We start from the raw sequence: 24,133 nt of genomic DNA on the forward strand, positions 1-24,133 counted from the left end.
ACTATTAGCCACCTCCTAGAATAATCATTAAATCTCGCATTGCTACAATCATAATTTGGAACAAATCTTGGATAACAGCCATTAGTACGCCCATCATAACAACTAGCACTAAAAAACTGACACCAATCTTAATAGGAAAACCTACTACGAAAATATTTAACTGTGGAACAGTCCGAGCAGTAATACCTAAAGCTATATCTACTAAAAACAATGTTGCAACAATCGGAATAGACATTTGGAATGCTACGGCGAAAACTCCAGCAAATGTTTTCATAATAAACTCGATAAAATGTTCTTCTCCAAATGGCGGCCACGCTAACTCCAACGGGATAAATTGATAACTGTAAAAAATCCCATCTAGCAATAAATGATGACCATTCAAAGCTAATAATAATAGAAGTGCCATTGTATTTAAAAATTGTCCAACTAATGGACTTTGTGCCCCTGTTTGTGGATCTATAACGTTTGCGATAGCAAATCCCATTTGGAAGTCGATAAACCCTCCAGCTATTTGTATGGCAGACATAATAATATAAGCAAGCAGGCCAATAAATAGCCCAACAATAACTTCTTTCATAATTAATAATATGTAATCGCCATTCACTTCAAATGGTTCGACATCCATCGTATAGTACATCATCCACGAAATAATTACAGCAAATGAAACTCTATGTGAAGCTGGTATTGTTCGATGTGAGAATAATGGTAATATCACAAAGAAAGCAGATACTCGGGCTATCACAAGCAATAATACGGTTAACTTAGGTAAAATTTCTTCCATTGACTCAACCAATGTATCGTATTAAATTCTCAAAAATATCTGCTGCATACGAAGTAACTTGTGATAACATCCATGGTCCAAAGAATACAATAGCAACTAATACTGCAACTATTTTGGGAACAAACGCTAATGTTTGTTCTTGAATTTGAGTTGTCGCTTGAAAAATACTTACTGCGAGACCAGTAATTAATGCAATCAAAAGAAGAGGACCTGATGTAAGTAGAATGACCCAAATAGCTCGTTCTGCGATAGAAATTACCATTTCATTACTCATTACTTATCAGCTCCTAAAAACTTTGTAATATAGATTTCATTACTAAATACCAGCCATCTACCAAGACAAATAATAATATTTTAAATGGTAAAGAAATCATGACTGGTGGTAACATCATCATACCCATGGACATTAAAACACTTGCTACAATCATATCTATTACTAAAAACGGGATGAAAATCATAAATCCGATTTGGAATGCGGTTTTAATCTCGCTTAATGCAAATGCAGGTACCATCAAAGTTAAAGGAATATCCTCCATCTTTTCAGGTCGTTCCGCTTCTGAATAACGTAAAAACAACTCTAAATCTTTTTGCCTTGTATGCTTGCTCATAAATTCTTTAAAAGGACCACTCGCTTTTTCGTACGCTTCTTCTAATGTTATATCTTCATTAAAAAGAGGCGTTAATGCTTCTTCATTCACTTGTTGCAATGTCGGAGCCATTATAAAAAAAGTTAAAAATAACGCGAGTCCTACGATTACTTGATTGGGTGGCATTTGCTGAGTCGCAAGTGCTGTCCGCACAAATGATAGGATAATAATAATTCTCGCAAAAGAAGTCATTAATATTAATATACTAGGCGCAAGTGATAAAACAGTCATCAACAGCATTAACTTGATGGAAGTAGCAACATTGGACGGATCACTGTCCGAAAAGAACTGGACGAATTCATTCATTTTTTGTGTGCTCCTTTGTCTTCCAATCCTCTAACACTCCACTACGATCTTTTTTAATCTCCTTGAGTCTCTCTTGGAAAGTTTCGTTAAATGACGGATCTTTTTTTTCATTTTTCATCGTTTTGTCAGAAACATTTTCTTTCAAACGACCAAAAAGTTCAGAAATATATGGTACAGCTTTTCCATAGTCTTGCTTATCTTCGTAAATTTTCGTCAATTTATCTATTTCATCTGGATCCGTAATCTCTTTTAGTAGATTAATATCTTCTCCAATACCAACTAAAAACAAGGAATCTCCAACTTGAAGTAATTGAACTGACTTACTTTGTCCAAGTCCTACTCCACCTAGATTTTGAATGAGCTGATTTTGTTGAAAGCTCTTATTTCTACTGTTAAGAAAACGAAGTACTCCATATAAAAGTACAATGACAAAAAGTAATGCTAAAACCATTTTCACATAATCCCAGGCAGTTACAGAAACAGGGTCAGAAGTAATTTCTAAATCAGGTTCTACTTCCGTTTCCACTTTATCATCCGTCTCAATGCCTTGCTGTTGTTTTTTTAAGTTTTCTTCAACCGTTTCATTTGGATCATTTTCTGCACTAACTTTCATTTGTAATGGTAAAAATAAAAGTATGCAGAAAACGAAACAAAAGAGGCTTAGTTTTTTCATCGCTTCATTACGCTAGTGCTTTTGAAATTGCTTCAATTACACGGTCCGCTTGGAATGGTTTAACGATAAAGTCTTTTGCACCTGCTTGGATTGCATCAATAACCATTGCTTGTTGCCCCATTGCTGAACACATAATAATAATTGCGTTAGGATTTTTTGATTTGATCTCTTTTAACGCTGCAATACCATCCATTTCAGGCATTGTAATATCCATTGTTACAAGATCTGGTTTAAGTTCGTTGTACTTTTCAATAGCTTGAACTCCATCTGCTGCTTCTCCAACTACTTCAAAACCATTTTTAGATAAAATATCTTTAATCATCATTCTCATAAATGCTGCGTCATCTACAATTAAAATTCTTTTTGACATGATATGTCTCCTCCATTGCTTATCTTAAATTATGAATACGTTCTGCTTGACTTAAAATATCTGTAATTCGTACCCCAAAGTTTTCATCAATTACAACTACTTCACCTTTGGCAACATGTCTATTATTTACAAGAACATCAACTGGTTCACCAGCAAGTTTATCTAGTTCTATTATAGAGCCGCCTGTAAGTTCTAAAATTTCTTGTACTGTTCTTCTAGTACGTCCTAATTCTACTGTCACTTGAAGGGGAATATCAAGTAGTAAATTTAGATTTCTTGACTCATTTTGTGATAGATTAGGTGCTTCAAAACTAGCAAACTGAGCTTGTTGTACTTCCACTTGCTGTGTTTGAACACTACTTTGTGTAAATTGCATTTTCGCTTGTGGTTGTTGTGCTGCTTGTGGTTGAGCAACTGAAATTGGTCGTGTTGCTACTGGTTCTTCCATAATTGTTGCTGCAACTTGATCTTCTTCATCTTCACCCATTAATGATTTTACTAATTTCAATCCAAAATCAAGTGGGATTAATTGCATAATATTAGAATCAATTAGTTCACCAATTTTTAAACGGAAAGAAATTTTGATCAATAAATCTTCATTAGGAATTGCATCAATACCTTCTTGTAATGGTAAATTCATCAAATCAATAGATGGTGGAGAAATATCTACTTTTTTATTGAACACAGTTGACATCGAAGTAGCTGCAGATCCCATCATTTGGTTCATTGCTTCTTGTACGGCGCTTAGCTGAATTTCACTCAGTTCTGGTTTTGGATCCAATCCATCTCCACCAAGCATTAAATCTGCAATAATAGCTGCATCTGATTGCTTGATTACTAGTAAGTTCATACCAATAAGTCCTGCAGTATACTCTACTTGTACAGCGACATATGGATGTGGGAATTCTTCGATTAACTTGTGACGATTAATCATTGAAATACTTGGTGTTGTAATATCTACTTTTTGTCCTAATAGAGAGGATAACGCAGTTGCAGAGCTACCGAAAGAAATATTTCCAATTTCTCCAAGTGTATCAATTGCAAAAGAATCTAAATAATCATTAACATTCAGTTCTTCCGTACTATCCGTACTTTCAGCTTCTACCGTATTTCCTCTAAGGAGGGCCTCAATTTCTTCTTGGGAGAGCATATCATCACTCATCATCGTCCTCTCCTCCTTTCAATGTCTCAATGACTTGAACAGCCATTCTCTTTTTAAGTTTACCTGGTTGTGCTTTGTATTTTGGAATTTCCCCAACCTTTATCGTTAGAGGATCATCTATTTTTGTATTAATTTGAAGCACATCACCTATTTGTAAAAACAATAAATCTTCAATCGAAATATCTGTTGTACCTAATTCTGCGATAACTGGTATTTCAGCAGCTTTCACTCGTTTTTCAAGCACTTTTAGCTGCTCTGGTGAAACTTCTTTTTTGTCTGACTGCATCCAATAGCGAACAGATAAGTTCGGTACAATTGGTTCCAATACAACATGAGGTATACAAATATTAATCATTCCGCTTGTTTCACCAATAATTGTGTTAAAAGAAATAACAATTACTGTTTCGTTTGGAGAAATCATTTGTAAAAATTGTGGATTTACTTCAAGTTCCGTTAACATCGGATCAATTTCCGCAATATTTGACCACGCTTCTCGCAAATTATCAAACGAACGCTCAAACAAATTCGTCAATATTTTTGTCTCGATTTCAGTTATATTGTCTGCTTTTACATGGGTTTCACCCCTGCCACCCATCATCAAGTCTAACATTGAATAAGCAATATTAGGGTTAATTTCCATTAGAATATTCCCTTTAAGCGGGGGAACTTCAAAAACGTTTATAAGCGTCATGCTAGGAACCGAACGAATAAATTCTTCAAATGGAATTTGATCCACGGATACTACCGATACTTGTGCATATGTTCTTAATTGGGCAGAAAAAAATGTTGTTAGTAATCTTGCAAAGTTCTCATGTATACGAGTTAAGCTACGTATTTGGTCTTTGGAAAATCGAAGTGCTCTTTTAAAATCATATACTCTAACTTTTTTCGTTTCTTGGTCACTTTTCATCTCGTCTGCCGTCATTTCTCCAGTAGAGAGCGCACTTAACAATGCATCTATTTCGTTCTGAGATAATATATCTCCAGCCAATCTGCCCACCTCCATTCAAAAAAATTACATTACTGAATAACATAAGACGTTATATAAACTTTCTGAATTTCTCCTGCATCCATCAGTTCATTAATCTTCGTCTTTAAGGACGATTCAAATGCTGCTTTACCTTGTTTTCCTTCTAAATCCTTAGGACTCATTTCAGAAAGTTCCGTAATTACAATATTTTTCACTTGAAAATCGCGTTTTGTTAATTCTTCTGCTGCTTCTAAACTATCAGTTTGTACTTTTAATGAAATACGAATGAATTTATTTCCTACTAAATTTGTCGTAATTTCTGGTATATCGATAGAAGATTCTACGATTTGATCGATTGTTGGTCCAGCAGCTTCTTTATCGTCTCCTTTTAATTGGAATACGACTAATAACGCAACAACACCTAACAATGTAATGCAAACTAATACAATAAGCATAATCGTCAATAGTTTATTGTTCTTCATGTTCATCACCTCTTATATGGGGGTTGGATAAAATATGTACCTCATTAAAAAATTGAATCATTTGACGGGCTACATCTTCCCGCGAATTCAACGCAACATATTTGTGACCATTCGTTAGTGTTATCGTTGTATCTGGGAAAGATTCCACCGTCTCTATGTATAGAGCATTCAACGAAAATTCTTTACCGTTTAAACGAGTCAGATTAATCATTTATATAAGGGCCGGGCCACTCAGGGAACGGCCCAACCCTCCCTTACAATAAATTTACTATATTATCGTTTTAAGTTGATAAGCTCTTCTAAAATCGAATCAGATGTTGTGATTATACGAGTGTTCGCTTGGAACCCACGTTGTGCAACGATCATGTCTGTGAATTCTTCTGATAAGTCAACGTTAGACATTTCTAGGAAGCCAGAGTTAATTGATCCCATTCCTGATTCAGTAGCAACTTGAAGAATTGGATCTCCAGAGTTCGCTGTGTCTTTGAAATAGTTTGATCCTACTTTTTCCATACCGCCTGGGTTCGGGAATTTAGCAAGAACAAGTTGACCCGCCCAACGTAATGTACCTTCTTTATCAACAAATGATACAGTACCGTCTTGAGAAATGTTCATACTTTGTGCATCGGTTGGGATTCGTATTGGTCTATATTCCCCACCAACTGTAATTGCTGTATCTGGTAAATAACTACCACCAGTATTAAGGTTACCAGTAGCTTCCCAGTTTCTTTCAACATCATTTGCATCTGGGTAAGATAAGCTAATTACCGCCCCATTAGCTTCTTCTAGCGCTTTCGCAGCATCAGTTGCTGCTTTTTCTTTTTCAAGTGCATCTTTAGCGTCTGCACCATCAACATGGCTAGGGTCCTTAGCATTTTTTAATGCCTCTTCTGCTGCTTTTAATGCAGTCTCTGCAGCTTGTACTGCAGTTGGATCTGCCGGGACAATAGCTTTAGCATCCGCTAAATCTTTTTTAGCATCAGTTACGCCTAGGATTAGAGGTTCAAGGGTTGCCGCTAATGTTTCTGCTGCCGTCTTAGCTGCATCTGCTGCATCCTTTGCAGGTTGCTTCAGAGCATCCGCAGCCGCTTGTGCCGCAGCAAGTGCAGTAGGATCTACTTTAGTAACTCCACCAACTAAAAACTTACCGTCTGCATTTACTAAATATCCGTCATTGTCCATATAGAAGTTACCAGCACGAGTATACATTGGGTTTACAAAACCATCACGACTAAAGTTAGTCGAGTCCGCTACTTGGAAAAATCCGTCTCCAGAAATTGCAAGATCAAGCGTATTTCCAGTTGATTGCAAAGCTCCACCAGAGTGAATTGTGTCAATTGCAGATAATTGAGAACCTAAACCTACTTGCTTCGCATTAACTCCCCCACGTGTTCCAGTTCCAGCTGAAGCTCCTGCAGTTGTTTGCGAAATTAAATCTTTGAAAATTGTACGACCTTTTTTAAACCCGTAAGTGTTGACGTTTGCGATATTGTTACCAATTACATCTAGCTTTGTTTGGAAATTTTTTAAACCTGAAATACCAGAGTACATTGAACGAATCATTCTATTTTCTCCCTTCAAATTGAGTGCGAGCTTCAATCAGTCAGCTGCACATAGCATCCTTTGCAGGTCCTGCTATATTAGTTAATTAAGTACGATTGTGCCATCGATATTTGTAAATAGTTGGTCTTTTGCTTCCGTTCGACCCATTGCTGTAATAACAGTAGCGTTTGTTGTGCTCACAATTAATGCAGCTTGATCCATCAAGACTAGTGATTCTTTCACACCTTTAGAACGTGCTTCAAAAACTTTATCACTTACGAGCTGCCATTCAGCTTCTGAAATGTGAATATTTCTTTCATTTAAACGTGCATTCGCATGTTTGCTTACTTTTAACTCTTGTTTTGCAGCTGCATCATTCAAATGTTGTAGAAACAGTTGTTTTGTAGACGCTACTTGTTTAGATGTAAGTGGTTGACGGACATTTGGTTGTAGCGGAACGCGATTTAATTGAATTTTGTCCATAGCCACACTCCGTTCCTATTAGCTAATAGAAGTAATTTGATCTGCGGTAATAGTCGTTCCGTCGCTTAAGTTATAAACGATTACTCCGTCTTTTTTAGATACAGAATCCACTTTTGCTTCTTTTGTTTCTGGCTTAGTATCCTTATCATCTTCGGTTTTCTTGTCTTTATCCTCTTCCGGCTTAACAGGAATATAACTAACTGTTTTACCGATCATCATGCTTGCATCGACTAGACTATTAGAGCCTGAACTTCCTCCAGAAAGAACTTCAGAAATATTACCAGGATTAATCTTCTTGCCATCTGTTAATGTGAACTCAACACCACCTTCTACAAATCTTACAGAAGCGATTGTGCCTGTTCCTTCGTTAATAATTGGTTGGTTTTTTGAATCTTTTTTATCTGTTACTTCATGCCACTTTATTTGTTTCCCAACAAACGTATTGTATTGAATAAGCTGTGTTTGTTGTTGTCCAGCAGCAAAGCTCTCAAATGCTTTTGTCATATTCATCATTTGTTCTAGTGAACTAAACTGTGCCATTTGCGCGATAAAATCTTTATCTTCCATCGGGTTTGATGGATCTTGGTTTTGTAATTGGGTCATCAAAATTTTCAAAAACTCATCTTTTCCCAAATCGCTACCTGGTTTACGCACAGGTTGCTTTTTATTCGTTAGATACATATCATCTGTAATTGGTTTGTTTTTAACTGAATCTGACGTAGCCACTGATTATGCCTCCATTTCCATTAAAAAGTCTCGGAAAGACGACTGTTCTTCCGGTTCATCATTGCTACTCTCTTGTTGTTCTTGCTGTTGCTGCTTGAATGATTGATTGAAAGTTTGGTTTCTATCTTGTCTTGCTGCATCTTGTAGTGCTTGTGAAATCTCAATTTTTTCTATTTGAATATTTTGATTCACTAAGCCTTGTCTTAACTGATTTGAGTTAGAATCAAGTAAATCTTTACCTAATGCAGTTGAGGCTAGCATTCTAGCAGTTAGTTGGCCATCCTTTTGGATTAACTCGATTCGAATTGTTCCAAGTTGCTCAGGGTAGAGTTTAACAACTAATCTATTTGCTCCACCTGCTTGTCCAAACTGTATGCGATTCATCGCTTTCTCTAATTGCTTCATCAGTTCTTCTGATTGTGCTGGCTTTTGCGCTGGTAATGTTACAGTAACCGTTTCAACTTTTGCTTGTGGTATTTGTGGAGTTGGTACTTGTTGCACTACTGTTACTTCTTTTTTTTCCACTACTACTTCAGTATTTTGTGTAACTTGTTTAATAATAACTTGTTGCACTACTGGTTTCATACCTTGCATTGGTAATACCGTTTTTGTTTCAGTTGTTTTAATAGTTGATGCTGCTTCAGCCACATTTTCAAGCAATTGTTTCAAGTCAAATACAGTTGACTCTTGCTTCAATGTTAAATCAGATTTCAATCCGATCAATTGAGCAATTTTCAGAAGTTCAACTACTTGCTTTGCTTCTGCTTGAGTTGCAGGACCTTGTCCATTTAGAGAAGCAACAATTGCGTCTTTTAATTGGCTCGCTTGTTCATTAATACCCGCTAACAAATCCCAGACATTTGTTTCTTCTAAATCTAACGCTGGGTCCTTACCTAAAAGCGTATTCATAAGCTGCTCTAACTCTTTTGGATTTACTGTTAGTTCGTCCTTACCTAATAGTGATTCAAGTTCCTTTATAGAATCCATTCCAAGAATTGCCAATAGCTCATTCATCAAATCGGCTTCTACACTATTTTCACTTGAAGGCATTGGTTGTTGAACTTGGCTATTAGATAACACTTGACCAAATACATTTCCAAAAACTTGATTGCCTTCAACACTTGCTTGTAGTTGCCCTTTCGACTGAGCAGTAATATTGTTCGTCATACTCACAATTGCTGCGATATTCATCATTTCACCTCCCTTCAAATGAAAAATTATTGTTCGGTCATTAATTCTGTATATTTCGCCGCATTCTCGGGAGTCATTTTTTCATAAATCTTTGCCACAGTTTCAGGCTTCAAGCTTACTAACACGCGCAATGCTTCCGCATCGCTCATTTTTGTAATTACTGGAGCTGCTGTTTTAGCTGACATTTTTTCAAATGTAGAAACGATTTCTGCATATTCTCTTTTCGAACTTGTTTGAGCTACTTGAAGTTTTTCTATTTCGTCCAATAAACGTTGTTGCTCTACAAGCAATGTTTCATTGCTCTTGGCCGAATTATCAATTTCAAGCTGCAATTGATCTATTTGAGCTTCTTTTTCTTGTATTTGAGCTTGAAGTGTCACAACCTTTTCTTCCAAACGGTCTGTTTTCACTTCTTCTGTAATCGTTTCTTTCGAACCATTTCCAGTTAACTCTTTTGCTTTTTCAAATACATTTACTTCTGCAATATTAGCAACAATTAACAGGATGACTAAGGCAAATAAGAACGGAATGATAAATAAGTAGAGGAATAGTTTCAAACCACCACTTTTCTTTGAACCATCGTTTACTACATCCTTGTTTTTAATCGATTTGTTCTGTTTAGCCATACTTTTTACTCACCTAATCTCTTTGTTTTGAAACTTGATAGAAGATATTTCATCTAAACGTATTGTTTCAAGTCTATGTTGTTCTTGTTGGAAGCTTTCGAAGTCTTTTTCTTTCATTTTTTCAAACTTACGAACTTCTAATGTTCTTTCCAACAGTCTTTCTTCAAACCAGTGCATTTTAGAACGTGCTTGTATTACTTGTTTTTGTACAACATCAATTTGTTTAAGTAATCCATCAATATATTTTGAATAGTGATGGATACCGTCAATCGACAAACCTTGTTCTAAAAGATTATTTTGATCTTGTATTGTATTCTCTTTTTTCTTTAGTAAGTCATATAGCTCAGTCGCTACTTTTTCAAATGCAGTGACTGATTCTTTATAAGCAATTTCGGTTTCTGATTTTTCTTGTTCTCTAACAGTTAATACTTTTGAAAACTTATATTGATAAGTAACCAATTCTTATACACCACCATTAGATAATGTCACCAATTCATCTACAGTTGCCTCAAGCGATACACTGTCTAAATAACCTTGCTTTAAAAAAGATGTAATAAGCGGTTCATATTGAATCGCTTCATCGATTTCCCTTGAAGTACCACGTTTATAAGCACCTATATTAATCAAATCCTCAGATTTATTGTACGTAAAATACAAATCTCGAATTCTTTCAGCAGCCTTATTATGTTCATCGTCTGCAATATGATTCATTAACCGACTTATACTTTTTAAGACATTAATCGCCGGATATTGCCCTTTATTTGCTAATGAACGATCGAGTACTATATGTCCATCTAAAATCCCTCGCACAGTATCTGCAATTGGTTCGTTCATATCGTCACCATCGACTAATACTGTATAAAATGCGGTAATTGTTCCTTGCTCATTCGTTCCCGTTCGTTCCAAAAGCTTCGGCAAGATCGAGAATACAGATGGTGTATATCCTCTTGTTGCGGGAGGTTCACCAACTGCTAGGCCAATTTCACGCTGTGCCATCGCTACTCGCGTAACTGAATCCATCATGAGCATGACATTTAAGCCTTTATCACGAAAGTACTCTGCAATTGCTGTAGCTGTAAAAGCACCTTTTATACGCATTAATGCTGGCTGATCAGAAGTTGCTGCTACTACAATCGACTTCGCTAAACCTTCTGGACCTAAATCTCTTTCGATGAACTCACGAACTTCTCTTCCACGCTCTCCAATTAGAGCGATAACATTCAAATCTGCATTTGTATTTCGGGCAATCATTCCAAGTAAAGTACTTTTCCCTACTCCTGAACCCGCAAAAATACCGACCCTTTGCCCTTTTCCTACCGTTAACATCCCATCGATTGCTTTAACTCCTACTTCTATTCGCTCATCGATAGGTGGTCTTGTGAGAGGATTAGGAGGATCTTGTTCTGTACCTACTGTCATTAATCCTTTTGGTAATACTGTTCCATCAATTGGATTACCCATTGAATCTAGTACTTTACCAATTAATTCTGGACCAACTTTAATCTCCAGAGGACTGTTCGTACCTTCCACAAGACATCCGGTTGATATTTCTCGAATATTTGTGTAAGGCATTAATACAACAATCTCTTCTTTAAATCCAACTACTTCTGCAAGAATGATTGAATGTCCATTTCTAGGAGAGTTAATATGTATTTTACACACATCTCCTATAGAACTTTCTGGACCTTGTGATTCAATCATTAATCCAACAACGCGGTTTACACGCCCATATTTTTTAAATGAAGATAAATTGGGGATTTGCTGAATTAATTCGACTGCTTTCATCACATTCACTCCATGCTATCTAAAGTATCTACTAATTTTCGTCTTAGTTCTTGTAGTTGCTCATCAATACTCACAACAATTCTTCCATGATTCGTTTCAATGTAGCAATCTGTTGGATTAATATCTTCATCCACAAAAATCATAAATGGAACATCCACTGGAAAAATTGAAGCTAGTTCTTCTCGATTACTTGAAACCAATGAAAAATACGTTGGGGAAACATATACTTTAACTTCTTTCATTTCCCTTGCTTCTTTCAACCCACGCTTCACAATAGACAGAAAAAGTTCGTCATTTTCTTCAAGTGTTGTTCCTAAGATTCGTTCAGATGTACGAATAGCAAGTTCAAGAATAACGTGCTCTTGGTGTTGTAAATATTCCATTGCATTTTCATGTGCAATGCCTATTGCTTCATTAGCAGTAGCGACCGCTTGTTTCATATCAGCAGTCGCTTTGTTTCTACCTTCTTCTAAACCTTGTGTAAATCCTTCATCGTAAGCAGCCTGTTGAAATTCTACTTTTTGTTGTTCCCAAACAGCTATTTCGTTATCGACAAATTGCCTTGTTTCTTCTATTTCGGCAGCAAGTGCTGCTTTTCTCATGGAAATCTCTTTCTCTACTTCTTTTAGCATCTTATCTCTTTCTAGTAGAAAGGTTTCCAGGTTAAGTGTTTGATCGACTTCTATTATTTCTTCAGGTAATGTAAGGTTTTTGATCTGAATAGATCTTGCTTTTTCTACATTGCCATCCATTAGGACGTTTCGGAAAATTCTAGACAATGATGTCATCTCCTCCACCACGAGCAATAATAATCTCGCCAGCATCCTCAAGTCTTCTAATTACTGCAACGATATGTGATTGTGCTTCTTCTACATCACGCAATCGAACAGGTCCCATGATTTCCATTTCTTCCTTGAAAGTGTCTGCCATTCGAGTAGACATATTTCGGAATACAATATCTTTTACTTCTTCGCTTGATACTTTTAATGAAAGTAGTAAGTCTTCGTTTTCACAATCGCGAATAACTCGTTGAATCGAACGGTTATCCAATGTAACGATGTCTTCGAATACGAACATTCTTTTCTTAATTTCTTCGGCAAGTTCTGGATCTTGGATTTCAAGTGCATCCAAAATAGTTTTCTCTGTTGCACGGTCAACACCATTCAACACTTCGACAACTGCGTCGATTCCACCAGTTTCTGTGTAATCTTGTGTTACGGTCGATGATAATTTTCTTTCTAAAACAGATTCGATCTCACTAATTACTTCAGGTGAAGTGGAATCCATCGTAGCAATACGCTTCGCAATATCCGCTTGTACTTCTTGAGGTAACGAAGAAAGAATAACCCCTGCTTGTTGTGCTTCTAAATACGAAAGTATGAGCGCTATTGTTTGTGGATGCTCATTTTGTATGAAATTAAATAATTGAGTTGGTTCTGCGCGCCTTGCAAAGTCAAAAGGCCTTACTTGAAGCGAAGAAGTTAAACGATTAATAATCGCTTGTGCATGGTCTGTACCAAGTGCTTTTTCAAGAACTGTTTTTGCGTACCCAATTCCACCTTGTGAGATATAATCTTGCGCTAAGGCAATATTATGAAACTCTTCAATAATTTCTTCTTTAATATCTGGATCAACTTTCTTAACTCCTGAGATTTCTAGTGTTAAACGCTCGATTTCTTCTTCATTTAAATGTTTATAAATGGAAGCAGACACTTCAGGTCCTAGAGAAATCAACAAGAGCGCGGCTTTTTGTTTACCACTAAGTTCTTTGTCTTTCTTTACCATAGCCGTCCCTCCAATCAATTACACTCCGACGTAATTGCGTACAGATTTCGAACCCGGTTGCCGGTTTCAAAATCTGTAACATCCGCCGGAGGCTTTAACTTTATTTTTCTAAATAAAGTTAATCCTCAGCTATCCAAGTACGTAGCAATTTAGCGAAGTCGTCTGGCTTATCTTTCGCCATTTTTTCGAGTTGTTTGCGTCTTAAGGTAGCTTCTGTTTCTTTTTCTTCATTTATATCATCAATTGCAAGTTCTTCACTTTGTTCTTCTAGAATTTCTAGTTCTTCTGCTTCTTTTCGTCTAGAGCGCATAATAAATACTACTAAAAGAATAATTGCCGCTAGTAAAATACCACCAATAACATAAACCCACCAAGGGATTACTGGATTCCCCTCTGCTAACGTAGCATCTTTTCCGTTAAATGGTTGAACAGAAACAACAATTTTTTCTTGAAGTTGGGCTTCTGTTAACTCTCCAACTTCCCCTTTGTCGATAGAAGTACGAATAATTGTTGAAAGTATTTGTTCGATATCCGCTTGTACGCCGTCCGGCATTGTAGCTGCATCATCAGGAGTAGGAGGTTCTACCATTACTTGAATACCAATATCTCTGATTTTGTATGGACTTTCTACAATTTCTTTGCGAATTCTATTTACATCATTATTAATCGTTTCTTCGATTCTTTCATAATCCCCATTTGCTGTAGATCCTTCTTGATAATTTGTGAAATTATCCGTAGGATCTTCTCCTTGTGGAGTTCCACCTTCTAATGGATTATTACCAGTAAATGTTTCTGAAATACGTTGTGCGCTTATTTGTATACCTGTCATATTTTCTACATCTACAGGTTCTACAAGGTTTTCTTCTCTATTTTCTTGTTTGAAATCGATGTCTGTTGTAACCGAAACAACTACTTTATCTTGTCCCATTAAAGTGCCAAGCATCATTTGAACTTGTCTTTGCAAGTCGCGTTCAATCGTCTTTTTAATCGCCATTTGATCGCCGACATTTGCGCCAGCCGTATTAGTACTTGCTTGATCTAGGTCAAAATATTCAAGGAATTGATTTCTAATACTAATATCATCTGTTGATAAGTTTGGAATAGACTTTGAAACTAGTTTATAGATTGAAGTAATTTGCGTTTCAGTAAATTGGTATCCCGGAGCTGTATTCAGCACAATCGCAGCACTAGCCGCACTATTGCTTTGAGATAAAAATATACCTTCTTCCGGTAATGTAATTCTTACGGATGCATCTTTAACTCCATCAATACTTTTAAGTAAATTAGCAACTTCTGTTTGCATAGAAGCTAATTTTAAAACGCCAAATTCATTGTCCGTCATACCAAATCCAGCATTTTGAGAAAAGAAACTATAATCAATCATGCCTGATTGTGGAAATCCTTGAGCAGAAAGCTGTACTAACAATGAGTCCATTTGTTCAGCGGGAACTAAAATAGATGTTCCACCAGGAGCAACTTCATTTATGACGCCTTGTGCATCAAGCGTTTCTTTAATTCTACCTATTTCTGCTGGAGCAACATCGGAGTATAACGGAACAAGGTCCGTTCTTGTGCTAAAAAAAGTAATAATAGCTGCTAATAAAATAACAGCTACGGCACTACCAAGTATTGTTCCTTTTTGCATTTTTGTTCGACTTCGCCAAAATGCAGTAATATCATTTATGATTTTTTTCATTCTTTCATTCATCGGTATCCTCCGGTTATGGTGAATATTTTTGCTTCATATTTAGCGATAACAGAGAGGGTTACACTGGCATACGCATTATTTCTTGATAAGCTTCAATTACTTTATTTCTAATTTCCATTGTTGCACTTAATGTAATACTTGCTTTCTGTGAAGCAATCATCACGTTATGTAGTTCGACGTTCTCTCCATTAATAAGCTTTTCAGTTAATACGTCTGAAGCTTTTTGGTTTGCGTTTACGCCTTCTATTGCTGTTTTCAAAAAATCTCCAAATTTTTGCTGCGCTTCATAAGGTGTACTTGGTGTTACATTTTGCTTTACACCAGTTTCAGCTATTTTAGCGGGATTAAATAAAGAAATAGACTCTATTGCCATGTCTAGTTAGCCCTTCTTTCTATTTTATTTTCCAATTTCTAAAGCTTTTGATAACATTGCTTTATTTGCATTGAACACAGTTACATTCGCTTCATATGAGCGAGTTGCTGACATTAAATCGACCATTTCTCTTAATGGATCAACGTTTGGCATTTGAACATACCCATCTGCATCTGCATCAATATGAGTTGGATCAAAAACTAATTTAAACGGTGTTTCTCTGTCTTCGTTAATACGTGACACTTTCACTCCGTTACCCGCTTCACCTTTTTCGTATGTGCCAACAGCTACATTCAAAAAGTTTGAAAATCTTCCTTCTAATGGTTTCAATGTTACAGTTTTTCTTCTATACGCTTCCCATTCACCATCAACAAATTTCGCACGTGTTGTATCGACATTTGCCATATTAGAGGAAATAACATCCATGCGTAAACGCTGTGTTGTTAAAGCGGAAGCCGTCGTATTCATCCCATGAAAAATCGACATGATTATCTACCTCCCTTTATAACTGTTTGTAGAGAATTTAACTTCCCACTAACTCGATCAATTAATGCGTTGTAGTAAATTTGATTTGTCGCAAGATTTGCTTGTTCTTTGTCCATATCGACACCATTCCCATTATGTCGATACCTTAAGTTTGCAAATCTAGTAACATTGCTAGATGTAGGTTGCATTTTAAAATCATAATGTTTTTCTTGCGTTCGATAAGCCGACACTGTTGCGTGTTTGGCTTCTGAAAATATAGCTTCGAAGTTAGCACTTCTCGCTTTATAATTAGGAGTGTCAACATTCGCTATATTTTGCGCTATTGTTTTGTGCTTAACTGCAGAATAATCCAATCCTTTTTCTAAACTTGAAATTGTTCCTCCAAAAATGCTCACCAAACTCACCTCTTCTTTTTTCAAAGGTTAATATTTCTAATTAAACCAGTGATATCTCATTAACTTAATTGTAATGAAAACGTAACATAGTGTCTATTCTCTTTTCCAAAATATAATAGTCCAATATTCCCTATTTTTCTATCAAATTTGCTATATTGCGACACGCAAAATTTATTATTGATACCTTAAGACTAAAAATGCAAAATAAAGTACTTTTTTATAGGACTTATCTATTTTAATAATCCCATGCAGAGGGTTTTGTCGAATTTTACGCAAAAAATAATATACCGTGATAGTTTAGATATCCCTAATAATTTTATTGTGCTCATAATAAAAACCTCTCCACAAGAAGCTGGAAAGGTTTTAATTATGAGTACAATTTATTTCATTTTTAAATGCGCTAATTCTGCTAAGAATTTATCGTTTAGAACTTTAATATAAGTTCCTTTCATCCCAAGTGATCTTGACTCGATAACACCAGCACTTTCAAGTTTACGTAATGCATTTACAATAACAGATCGTGTGATTCCAACGCGGTCAGCAATTTTCGATGCAACTAGTAGCCCTTCTGTACCATCTAGTTCTTCAAAGATATGCTCAATCGCTTCTAACTCACTGTAAGATAAAGAGTTAATAGCCATTTGAACAACAGCTTTGCTACGTGCCTCTACTTCAATTTCTTCTGATTTTTCACGAAGAATTTCCATTCCTACTACTGTAGCGCCGTATTCTCCAAGAATTAAATCATCATCATGAAATTCATGTTTAAAACGTCCAAGAATTAATGTTCCTAAACGATCTCCACCGCCGATGATTGGAACAATTGTTGTTAAACCATCTTTAAATAATTCACGGTTTTCCTCTGGGAATACCGAATGTTGACTGAATACATCTAAGTTAGAAGATGTTTCGTTTACGCTGAATAAGTTTTTTGTATAGTCTTCTGGGAATTGACGTTCCTCCATCATTTTAATCATACGTTCATTTTCGATTTGTTGATGAACTTCAAAACCAAGTAACTTCCCTTTTCTACTTACGATAAATACGTTACATTCGATTACATGGCTTAACGTAGCAGCCATTTCTTTGAAATTAACCGGTTTCCCCGCTGATGCTTGAAGCATCGAGTTAATTTGTCTTGTTTTTGCTAATAAATTCATTTGTGTGTCCTCCTATTATAATTAGTGTTATTTATTGAATATTCTAAAGGTTTTTAATTGTTTTGGGAACAGGTAAAATTTAATACTATAAAATAAACTGTGATAAATCTTTGTTTTTCACAATATTATCAAGCTTTTGATCGATATAAGCCGGTGTAATTTGAATATTAGCTGGCGAAATATCCGAAGCCTCATAAGAAAGTTCCTCTAATACTTTCTCTAAAATCGTGTGAAGTCTTCTAGCTCCAATATTATCGGTTTCTTGATTGACTTCATAAGCTATCTCGCTTATTCTTTCAATCGCTTCATCAGAAAATGCAATCGTTACACCTTCAGTTTGCAATAAAGCCTCATACTGCTTGATCAATGATTGATGCGGTTCTTTTAATATACGAACAAAATCATCTTTTGTCAGTTTTTCTAATTCGACACGAATTGGGAATCTCCCTTGTAACTCCGGTATAAGATCAGAAGGCTTCGACATATGAAACGCTCCAGCTGCGATAAACAAAATATAATCTGTTTTTACAGCACCGTATTTCGTATTAATCGTTGATCCTTCTACAATAGGCAAAATATCACGTTGAACGCCTTCTCGCGATACATCCGCCGATGACCCACTACTATTGCGACTTGCGATTTTATCCATTTCATCGATGAAAATAATTCCTGTTTGCTCTGTTTTTTCAATCGCAATTTGGGAAACTTCATCGCTATCGATTAGTTTACTTGCTTCTTCTTGCATTAAAACTTTGCGAGCATCTTGCACGCGCATTTTTCTTTTTTTCTTTTTCTTAGGCATTAGACTAGAAAGAGCATCTTGCATATTCATGCCCATGCTTTCCATTCCGCCACCTTGCAGTGCATCAAATAAGGAAGCCGACTGTTCTGTTACTTCTACAGTAACTATTTCGTTTTCTAGTTTGCCATCCCTTAAATCTTCTGCAATTTGAGAACGTTTCAATCGAACTTCTGTATCATCTGTGTCAGAAGCTTCTTCCTCCATTTTTCCACCAAACAATGCTTCAAATGGATTTTGACCCGATTGCTTTTTCTTCAAAGAAGGTACCAGTAACTTCACAATCGCATCATTTGCTAGGCGAATCGCTTGGTCTTTCACTTCTTCCATTTTCTCTTCTTTCACGATTCGAATTGCAGCTTCCACTAAATCTCTCACCATAGATTCTACATCTCTTCCAACATAGCCTACTTCAGTAAATTTAGTTGCTTCTACTTTAACAAATGGTGCCTTTGTTAGTTTCGCAATTCTTCTCGCTATTTCTGTTTTTCCAACTCCTGTTGGACCAATCATTAAGATGTTTTTCGGAATAACTTCATTCTTCATATCATCATCTAATAATTGTCTTCTGTAGCGGTTTCTAAGCGCTACAGCCACAGCTTTTTTCGCTGCATTTTGGCCAATAATATAGCGATTCAAATGTTCTGTTATTTGCTTCGGTGTTAAGTTAGTTTCTTTCATTCCCCTAATACCTCCACAATAATTTGATGATTCGTAAAGACACAAATATCAGCAGCAGTTGTAAGTGATGCGACCGCGATTTCTTTTGCCGTCATATTGTCTCCAGCATACTGTTTTAAAGCTCTACCAGCTGCTAACGCGTAATTTCCTCCAGAACCAATTGCAAGAATTCCGTCATCTGGCTCAATTACTTCACCAGTTCCAGATACAAGCAATAAATTACTACTATCCATTACTAATAGCATCGCCTCTAATTGGCGTAGCATTTTATCCCCACGCCACTGTTTGGCAAGCTCTACAGCTGCACGTTGTAGATTGCCATTATATTCCAATAATTTCCCTTCAAACATTTCAAAAAGAGTAAAGGCATCTGCCACTGAGCCAGCAAAACCAGCTATTACTTGACCGTTAAATAATCTTCTCACTTTTTTAGCCGTGTGCTTCATCACTACTTGATTGCCAAGTGTAACTTGCCCATCTCCTGCCATTGCATGACTTCCCTTATGACTAACTGCAAAGATTGTTGTTGCATGAATTTCAGCCAAATTCCTATACCTCCCATACTTATGCCCTTGGATGAGCATTCATATACGTTTTTCGTAAATGTTCCTTCGTTACATGTGTATAAACTTGTGTCGAAGACAGCTGAGAATGACCTAGCAATTCTTGGACACTCCTTAAGTCTGCACCATTATTTAACAAATGCGTTGCAAATGTATGCCGCAACATATGAGGATAAATTTTTGTGGATAAAGAAGCTTTTTTCATCATTTCGTTTAGAATATACCTGACGCCACGAGCAGTCAAAGGTTCCCCTCTGCTATTCACAAATAAAAAAGGATGCGTAGTAGACTTCATCAACTTCACTCTACTTTTTTCGATGTACTCTTCTACTGCAGTAATTGCGAAATCACCGACTGGCACATAACGTTCTTTTCTACCTTTTCCCATCACACGTATAATCCCATAATGTATATCAAAATGAGTTAGCTCGATCGATATAAGCTCACTTACACGTATTCCAGTTGCATATAGTAGTTCTAGCAATGCAATATTCCTTATAGATAAAACATCTATTCCTCTATTACCTTCGAATAATTTTTCCAGCTCTTCTTCGTAAAAAAAATGTGGTAGTTTTTCTTCTTTTTTGGGGTGATACAATGATCGAAATGCGTCTTCTCGAATCCCGTATTCTTTATGCAAAAATTTATAAAAAGATCGAATGGATGAAATTTTCCTTGATATAGAGGTTCTCGCTAATTTACTCTCATAAAGATTTGTTACATATAACCTAGCATGTAAGTACTCGACATCATTTAATTGAATAACACCTTCTGTTTTTAAAAATGTTAAAAACTGTTCAATGTCTTTTTCGTATTCCTGAACGGTTAGATTTGAGTAATTCTTCTCCAATTGAATATAGGCAATAAAAGAGTGCAACTCATCTAAACCAATCATCTAAACAACTCCGAATCTTTTCCATAGTAAAAGCCTCTAAAAGTATAACAATTTTTAGAGGCTTAAAGCAATTAAATCGATGTATTTTTCATAAAATTTTGAATCGTTGTCAAAGCACGATTAGCTAGTTGTTCTGTCCGCACTTTTTTATCCCTTACTCTCTTCCCTAGCTCCGGAAATAATCCGAAATTAATGTTCATCGGTTGGAAGTTTTTCGGGTCTGCCTCTGTTATATATCTAGCCATGCTCCCTAGAGCTGTCTCACTTGGGAAGATAACTAACTCTTCGCCTTTAGCTAATTTCGCAGCATTTATACCTGCCAATAAACCACTACCGGCTGACTCAACATATCCTTCTACTCCTGTCATTTGACCAGCGAAGAAAATTTGTTGATTGGCTTTTAATTGATAAGTTGCTTGTAAAACATATGGCGAATTTATGAACGTATTGCGATGCATAACACCATATCTTACAATATCTACATTTTCTAATCCAGGAATTAACTGTAGCACTTCTTTTTGCGGACCCCATTTTAAATGCGTTTGGAAGCCAACAATATTATATAAAGTACCTGCTGCATCATCTTGTCTCAACTGAACTACTGCATGAGGTATTTTACCTGTTATAGGATCTTCTAGACCAACGGGTTTCATCGGTCCAAACAATAATGTTTTACGTCCTCTTTCAGCCATTACTTCCACAGGCATACAGCCTTCAAAGAAAATCTCTTTTTCAAACTCTTTTAAAGGAACAACTTCAGCTGCTACAAGCGCATCATAAAAACAATTAAATTCTTCTTCTGTCATTGGGCAGTTTAAATAAGCTGCTTCTCCTTTATCGTAACGCGATTTTAAGTATACCTTATCCATATCGATACTGTCTTTTTCGACAATCGGTGCCGCAGCATCGTAAAAGTATAAATAATCTTGTCCTGTCAATTCCTTAACCTTTTCTGCTAAAGCTGGAGAAGTTAAAGGTCCAGTAGCGATAACTGTAATACCTTCTGGGATTTCTGTTACTTCTCCATTTATAATTTCAATCATTGGGTGATTGCGAATTGCTTCCGTTACTCGCCCAGCAAAATCATGCCTGTCTACAGCTAGTGCTCCTCCAGCAGGCACACTACTATTATCTGCAGATTGAATAATAAGGGAGTCTAGCATACGCATTTCTTCTTTAATAACGCCTACAGCGTTAGTTAAGTTATTTGCACGTAATGAATTAGAGCAAACCAATTCAGCAAATTTATCCGTATGATGGGCTGGTGTTTGTTTAACAGGACGCATTTCATAAAGACGGACCTTTACTCCTCGCTTAGCGATTTGCCAAGCCGCCTCGCTCCCTGCAAGTCCTGCACCAATGACATTTACTATTTCAGTCATGTTAAAACCTCTTTCTTTTAGCTTTGTGGATCTTCTTTATAGTCACAAGCCACACATTGAATTTGTATGCCTTTTTTCAGTTTTTTCTCTACGAGCATTTCATTACACTTTGGACATGGTCTATTGATTGGTTTATCCCAAGATACAAATTCACACGTTGGATATTGATCGCAGCCATAGAAAAGTCGTTTTGTTTTGCTTTTGCGCTCTACAATTTGACCCGCTTCACACGCTGGACAAGGAACACCGATTTCTTTAATGATTGCTTTCGTGTTTCGGCAATCTGGAAAATTACTACATGCCATGAATTTGCCGTATCGCCCTAATTTATAGACCATAGGTGATCCACATTTTTCACAATCTTCGCCTGTAGGTTCGTCTTTAATAACGATTTTCTCCATTTCAGCATCTGCATATATGACATGCTTTTCAAAATCTTTATAAAATCCGTCGATTACTTCAACCCACTTAACTTGCCCTTCTTCGACGCTGTCCAAATCTCTTTCCATTTGAACTGTAAATTCAATATCTAAAATATCTGGGAAAAACTCTAGCACCATTTGATGAACAATCGTTCCTAGTTCAGTAGGTACAAATCGCTTTGTTTCTAGTGCAACGTATCCTCTTTTTTGAATCGTATCAAGTGTTGGAGCGTATGTAGATGGTCGTCCAATACCGATTTCTTCTAGTGTTTTTACTAATCTTGCTTCTGAATATCTTGGAGGCGGTTGTGTAAAATGCTGCTTCGGATCAATTAATAACGCATCTACTTTATCACCAACTTCTAATACTGGTAATAACTTATCTTTGTCGTCTGTTAGATCGTCAGAACCTTCTACATACACTTTCATGAATCCAGCGAACTTCACTTGAGAACCATTAGCACGAAACACAGCTTGTCCATTTTTTAAATCTACAGCAACAGTATCCAATATAGCTGGAGCCATTTGACTAGCGATAAAACGTTCCCAGATTAGCTTATACAATCGGAATAAATCTCGTGAAAGGATACTTTTCACTTGATCTGGCGTTCTAAGAACACTAGTAGGTCTAACTGCTTCATGTGCATCCTGTGCTTTTTTAGATTGCTTCTCTTCTTTTTTACTCGTTATAAACTCCGAGCCGTATTCATTTTTAATGTATTCATGTGCATCCGCTTTTGCAGTTTCAGAAATTCGAGTAGAATCTGTTCGCATATACGTTATTAAACCAACAGTTCCTTCTTTATTTCCAACATCAATTCCTTCATATAATTGCTGCGCAAGCATCATTGTTTTTCTTGCTCTAAAGTTAAGTTTACGAGCAGCTTCTTGTTGTAAAGATGATGTCGTGAAAGATGGTGCTGGATTTCTTTTTCTTTCTTTCTTCACAACATTCGTTACGGAAAACTTCTTGCCTTTCATAACGCTTAAAACATCTTTTACTTCTTGCTCGTTCGTAAGTTTCACTTTTTCTTTTTCAGTACCATAGTACATTGCATCGAATGCCTTTTTATTTTTTTCAAATTGCCCTTCGATTGTCCAGTATTCTTCTGGAACGAAATTATTAATTTCATTTTCACGATCAATGATTAAACGTAAAGCAACGGATTGAACACGTCCAGCCGATAACCCCTTCTTTACTTTTTTCCATAAAATCGGGCTAATATTATATCCAACGAGACGATCTAAAATTCTTCGTGCTTGTTGTGCATCGACTAAGTCCATATTAATAGGTCTTGGGTTTTTAAACGATTCTAAAATCGCATCTTTTGTAATCTCATTAAATACAACACGACAATCGGAATGGATGTCTACATTTAACGCATTTGCTAAATGCCAAGCAATCGCTTCCCCTTCTCTGTCGGGATCGGCCGCGAGATAAATTTTCTTCGCTTTTTTGGCTGCGGTTTTTAATTCTTGCAATACTGGCCCTTTACCGCGAATAGTTATATACTTCGGTTCGTAATTATTTTCAGTGTCTACACCCATTTGGCTTCTTGGTAAATCCCGTACATGCCCTATAGATGCTTTTACTTTATATTTTTTTCCAAGATAACGTTCTATTGTTTTTGCCTTTGCAGGCGATTCTACTATAACTAAATAATCCGACATAGATATGTGCCTCCTTATAGAAGGTAACTCGCTTTAATCAACAAAACAAATACCTGTTGCAAAATGTAT

At 36.3% G+C, this 24,133-nt stretch carries 28 protein-coding genes; all 28 read right to left on the reverse strand.

Annotation, left to right across the window (positions count from 1 at the left end; all coding sequences use genetic code 11):
- Positions 1 to 4: 4 nt before the first annotated feature.
- The 28 genes from fliR to topA all read right to left on the reverse strand — a co-directional run bounded on the left by fliR (position 5) and on the right by topA (position 24,064).
- Positions 5 to 781 carry a flagellar biosynthetic protein FliR gene (gene fliR, locus RUH95_RS02585; protein WP_313891252.1) on the reverse strand — a complete coding sequence of 259 codons (777 nt, stop codon included), beginning with the start codon at positions 779 to 781 and terminating at the stop codon, positions 5 to 7.
- A 4-nt stretch (positions 782 to 785) separates the two neighbouring features.
- The gene (gene fliQ / locus RUH95_RS02590) at positions 786 to 1,055 is read right to left on the reverse strand and encodes a flagellar biosynthesis protein FliQ (RefSeq protein WP_313891253.1); all 270 of its coding nucleotides are present in this window, start codon (positions 1,053 to 1,055) and stop codon (positions 786 to 788) included.
- A gap of 13 nt (positions 1,056 to 1,068) precedes the next feature.
- Positions 1,069 to 1,734, reverse strand: a complete 666-nt coding sequence (fliP, locus tag RUH95_RS02595; protein ID WP_313891254.1) for a flagellar type III secretion system pore protein FliP — start codon at positions 1,732 to 1,734, stop codon at positions 1,069 to 1,071.
- Positions 1,727 to 2,407 carry a flagellar biosynthetic protein FliO gene (locus RUH95_RS02600; RefSeq protein WP_313891255.1) on the reverse strand — a complete coding sequence of 227 codons (681 nt, stop codon included), beginning with the start codon at positions 2,405 to 2,407 and terminating at the stop codon, positions 1,727 to 1,729. The genes fliP and RUH95_RS02600 overlap by 8 nt, the downstream gene beginning before the upstream one ends.
- Before the next feature lie 7 nt (positions 2,408 to 2,414).
- The gene (locus tag RUH95_RS02605) at positions 2,415 to 2,777 is read right to left on the reverse strand and encodes a response regulator (RefSeq protein ID WP_313891256.1); all 363 of its coding nucleotides are present in this window, start codon (positions 2,775 to 2,777) and stop codon (positions 2,415 to 2,417) included.
- 19 nt (positions 2,778 to 2,796) lie between these two features.
- Positions 2,797 to 3,939 carry a flagellar motor switch phosphatase FliY gene (fliY, locus tag RUH95_RS02610; protein WP_313891515.1) on the reverse strand — a complete coding sequence of 381 codons (1,143 nt, stop codon included), beginning with the start codon at positions 3,937 to 3,939 and terminating at the stop codon, positions 2,797 to 2,799.
- On the reverse strand, positions 3,932 to 4,930 hold the full coding sequence (gene fliM, locus RUH95_RS02615; RefSeq protein ID WP_313891257.1) for a flagellar motor switch protein FliM: 999 nt from the start codon (positions 4,928 to 4,930) through the stop codon (positions 3,932 to 3,934). The genes fliY and fliM overlap by 8 nt, the downstream gene beginning before the upstream one ends.
- A 29-nt stretch (positions 4,931 to 4,959) precedes the next feature.
- Complete coding sequence (gene fliL, locus RUH95_RS02620; RefSeq protein ID WP_313891258.1) at positions 4,960 to 5,391, reverse strand: flagellar basal body-associated protein FliL; 432 nt, start codon at positions 5,389 to 5,391, stop codon at positions 4,960 to 4,962.
- The gene (locus RUH95_RS02625) at positions 5,378 to 5,602 is read right to left on the reverse strand and encodes a flagellar FlbD family protein (RefSeq protein WP_313891259.1); all 225 of its coding nucleotides are present in this window, start codon (positions 5,600 to 5,602) and stop codon (positions 5,378 to 5,380) included. The genes fliL and RUH95_RS02625 overlap by 14 nt, the downstream gene beginning before the upstream one ends.
- Positions 5,603 to 5,664: 62 nt before the next feature.
- On the reverse strand, positions 5,665 to 6,954 hold the full coding sequence (locus RUH95_RS02630) for a flagellar hook-basal body complex protein (RefSeq protein WP_313891260.1): 1,290 nt from the start codon (positions 6,952 to 6,954) through the stop codon (positions 5,665 to 5,667).
- Positions 6,955 to 7,035: 81 nt separating this feature from the next.
- Positions 7,036 to 7,416 (reverse strand): TIGR02530 family flagellar biosynthesis protein, encoded by a 381-nt coding sequence (locus tag RUH95_RS02635; RefSeq protein ID WP_313891261.1) that lies wholly within the window; start codon positions 7,414 to 7,416, stop codon positions 7,036 to 7,038.
- Between the two features lie 18 nt (positions 7,417 to 7,434).
- The gene (gene flgD / locus RUH95_RS02640; RefSeq protein ID WP_313891262.1) at positions 7,435 to 8,142 is read right to left on the reverse strand and encodes a flagellar hook assembly protein FlgD; all 708 of its coding nucleotides are present in this window, start codon (positions 8,140 to 8,142) and stop codon (positions 7,435 to 7,437) included.
- 3 nt (positions 8,143 to 8,145) lie between these two features.
- Positions 8,146 to 9,336 carry a flagellar hook-length control protein FliK gene (locus RUH95_RS02645; RefSeq protein ID WP_313891263.1) on the reverse strand — a complete coding sequence of 397 codons (1,191 nt, stop codon included), beginning with the start codon at positions 9,334 to 9,336 and terminating at the stop codon, positions 8,146 to 8,148.
- 23 nt (positions 9,337 to 9,359) lie between these two features.
- A complete protein-coding gene (locus RUH95_RS02650; RefSeq protein ID WP_313891264.1) occupies positions 9,360 to 9,959 on the reverse strand; it encodes a MotE family protein in 600 nt (199 codons plus the stop codon).
- Between the two features lie 9 nt (positions 9,960 to 9,968).
- Complete coding sequence (gene fliJ, locus RUH95_RS02655) at positions 9,969 to 10,418, reverse strand: flagellar export protein FliJ (RefSeq protein ID WP_313891265.1); 450 nt, start codon at positions 10,416 to 10,418, stop codon at positions 9,969 to 9,971.
- Positions 10,419 to 10,421: 3 nt separating this feature from the next.
- Positions 10,422 to 11,744 (reverse strand): flagellar protein export ATPase FliI, encoded by a 1,323-nt coding sequence (gene fliI, locus RUH95_RS02660; protein ID WP_313891266.1) that lies wholly within the window; start codon positions 11,742 to 11,744, stop codon positions 10,422 to 10,424.
- Positions 11,745 to 11,749: 5 nt separating this feature from the next.
- Positions 11,750 to 12,532, reverse strand: coding sequence for a flagellar assembly protein FliH (gene fliH / locus RUH95_RS02665; protein ID WP_313891267.1), 783 nt, complete (start codon positions 12,530 to 12,532; stop codon positions 11,750 to 11,752).
- On the reverse strand, positions 12,516 to 13,529 hold the full coding sequence (fliG, locus tag RUH95_RS02670) for a flagellar motor switch protein FliG (protein ID WP_313891268.1): 1,014 nt from the start codon (positions 13,527 to 13,529) through the stop codon (positions 12,516 to 12,518). Before fliG ends, fliH begins: the two co-directional genes overlap by 17 nt.
- Positions 13,530 to 13,647: 118 nt before the next feature.
- Positions 13,648 to 15,237 carry a flagellar basal-body MS-ring/collar protein FliF gene (gene fliF, locus RUH95_RS02675; RefSeq protein ID WP_313891269.1) on the reverse strand — a complete coding sequence of 530 codons (1,590 nt, stop codon included), beginning with the start codon at positions 15,235 to 15,237 and terminating at the stop codon, positions 13,648 to 13,650.
- A gap of 58 nt (positions 15,238 to 15,295) precedes the next feature.
- A complete protein-coding gene (fliE, locus tag RUH95_RS02680) occupies positions 15,296 to 15,610 on the reverse strand; it encodes a flagellar hook-basal body complex protein FliE (RefSeq protein WP_313891270.1) in 315 nt (104 codons plus the stop codon).
- 24 nt (positions 15,611 to 15,634) lie between these two features.
- The gene (gene flgC / locus RUH95_RS02685; RefSeq protein WP_313891271.1) at positions 15,635 to 16,096 is read right to left on the reverse strand and encodes a flagellar basal body rod protein FlgC; all 462 of its coding nucleotides are present in this window, start codon (positions 16,094 to 16,096) and stop codon (positions 15,635 to 15,637) included.
- A gap of 2 nt (positions 16,097 to 16,098) precedes the next feature.
- Positions 16,099 to 16,491 carry a flagellar basal body rod protein FlgB gene (flgB, locus tag RUH95_RS02690; protein ID WP_313891272.1) on the reverse strand — a complete coding sequence of 131 codons (393 nt, stop codon included), beginning with the start codon at positions 16,489 to 16,491 and terminating at the stop codon, positions 16,099 to 16,101.
- Positions 16,492 to 16,871: 380 nt separating this feature from the next.
- The gene (gene codY / locus RUH95_RS02695) at positions 16,872 to 17,651 is read right to left on the reverse strand and encodes a GTP-sensing pleiotropic transcriptional regulator CodY (protein ID WP_313891273.1); all 780 of its coding nucleotides are present in this window, start codon (positions 17,649 to 17,651) and stop codon (positions 16,872 to 16,874) included.
- An 85-nt stretch (positions 17,652 to 17,736) separates the two neighbouring features.
- On the reverse strand, positions 17,737 to 19,131 hold the full coding sequence (gene hslU / locus RUH95_RS02700) for an ATP-dependent protease ATPase subunit HslU (RefSeq protein ID WP_313891274.1): 1,395 nt from the start codon (positions 19,129 to 19,131) through the stop codon (positions 17,737 to 17,739).
- On the reverse strand, positions 19,128 to 19,676 hold the full coding sequence (hslV, locus tag RUH95_RS02705) for an ATP-dependent protease subunit HslV (RefSeq protein WP_313891275.1): 549 nt from the start codon (positions 19,674 to 19,676) through the stop codon (positions 19,128 to 19,130). Before hslV ends, hslU begins: the two co-directional genes overlap by 4 nt.
- Before the next feature lie 19 nt (positions 19,677 to 19,695).
- Positions 19,696 to 20,589 carry a tyrosine recombinase XerC gene (gene xerC / locus RUH95_RS02710; RefSeq protein ID WP_313891276.1) on the reverse strand — a complete coding sequence of 298 codons (894 nt, stop codon included), beginning with the start codon at positions 20,587 to 20,589 and terminating at the stop codon, positions 19,696 to 19,698.
- Between the two features lie 71 nt (positions 20,590 to 20,660).
- Positions 20,661 to 21,971 (reverse strand): FADH(2)-oxidizing methylenetetrahydrofolate--tRNA-(uracil(54)-C(5))-methyltransferase TrmFO, encoded by a 1,311-nt coding sequence (trmFO, locus tag RUH95_RS02715; RefSeq protein ID WP_313891277.1) that lies wholly within the window; start codon positions 21,969 to 21,971, stop codon positions 20,661 to 20,663.
- Between the two features lie 17 nt (positions 21,972 to 21,988).
- On the reverse strand, positions 21,989 to 24,064 hold the full coding sequence (gene topA / locus RUH95_RS02720; RefSeq protein ID WP_313891278.1) for a type I DNA topoisomerase: 2,076 nt from the start codon (positions 24,062 to 24,064) through the stop codon (positions 21,989 to 21,991).
- Between the last annotated feature and the right edge of the window lie 69 nt (positions 24,065 to 24,133).

Origin of the sequence: Psychrobacillus sp. (assembly GCF_032154225.1) — a bacterium.
Taxonomy (GTDB): Bacteria; Bacillota; Bacilli; order Bacillales_A; family Planococcaceae; genus Psychrobacillus.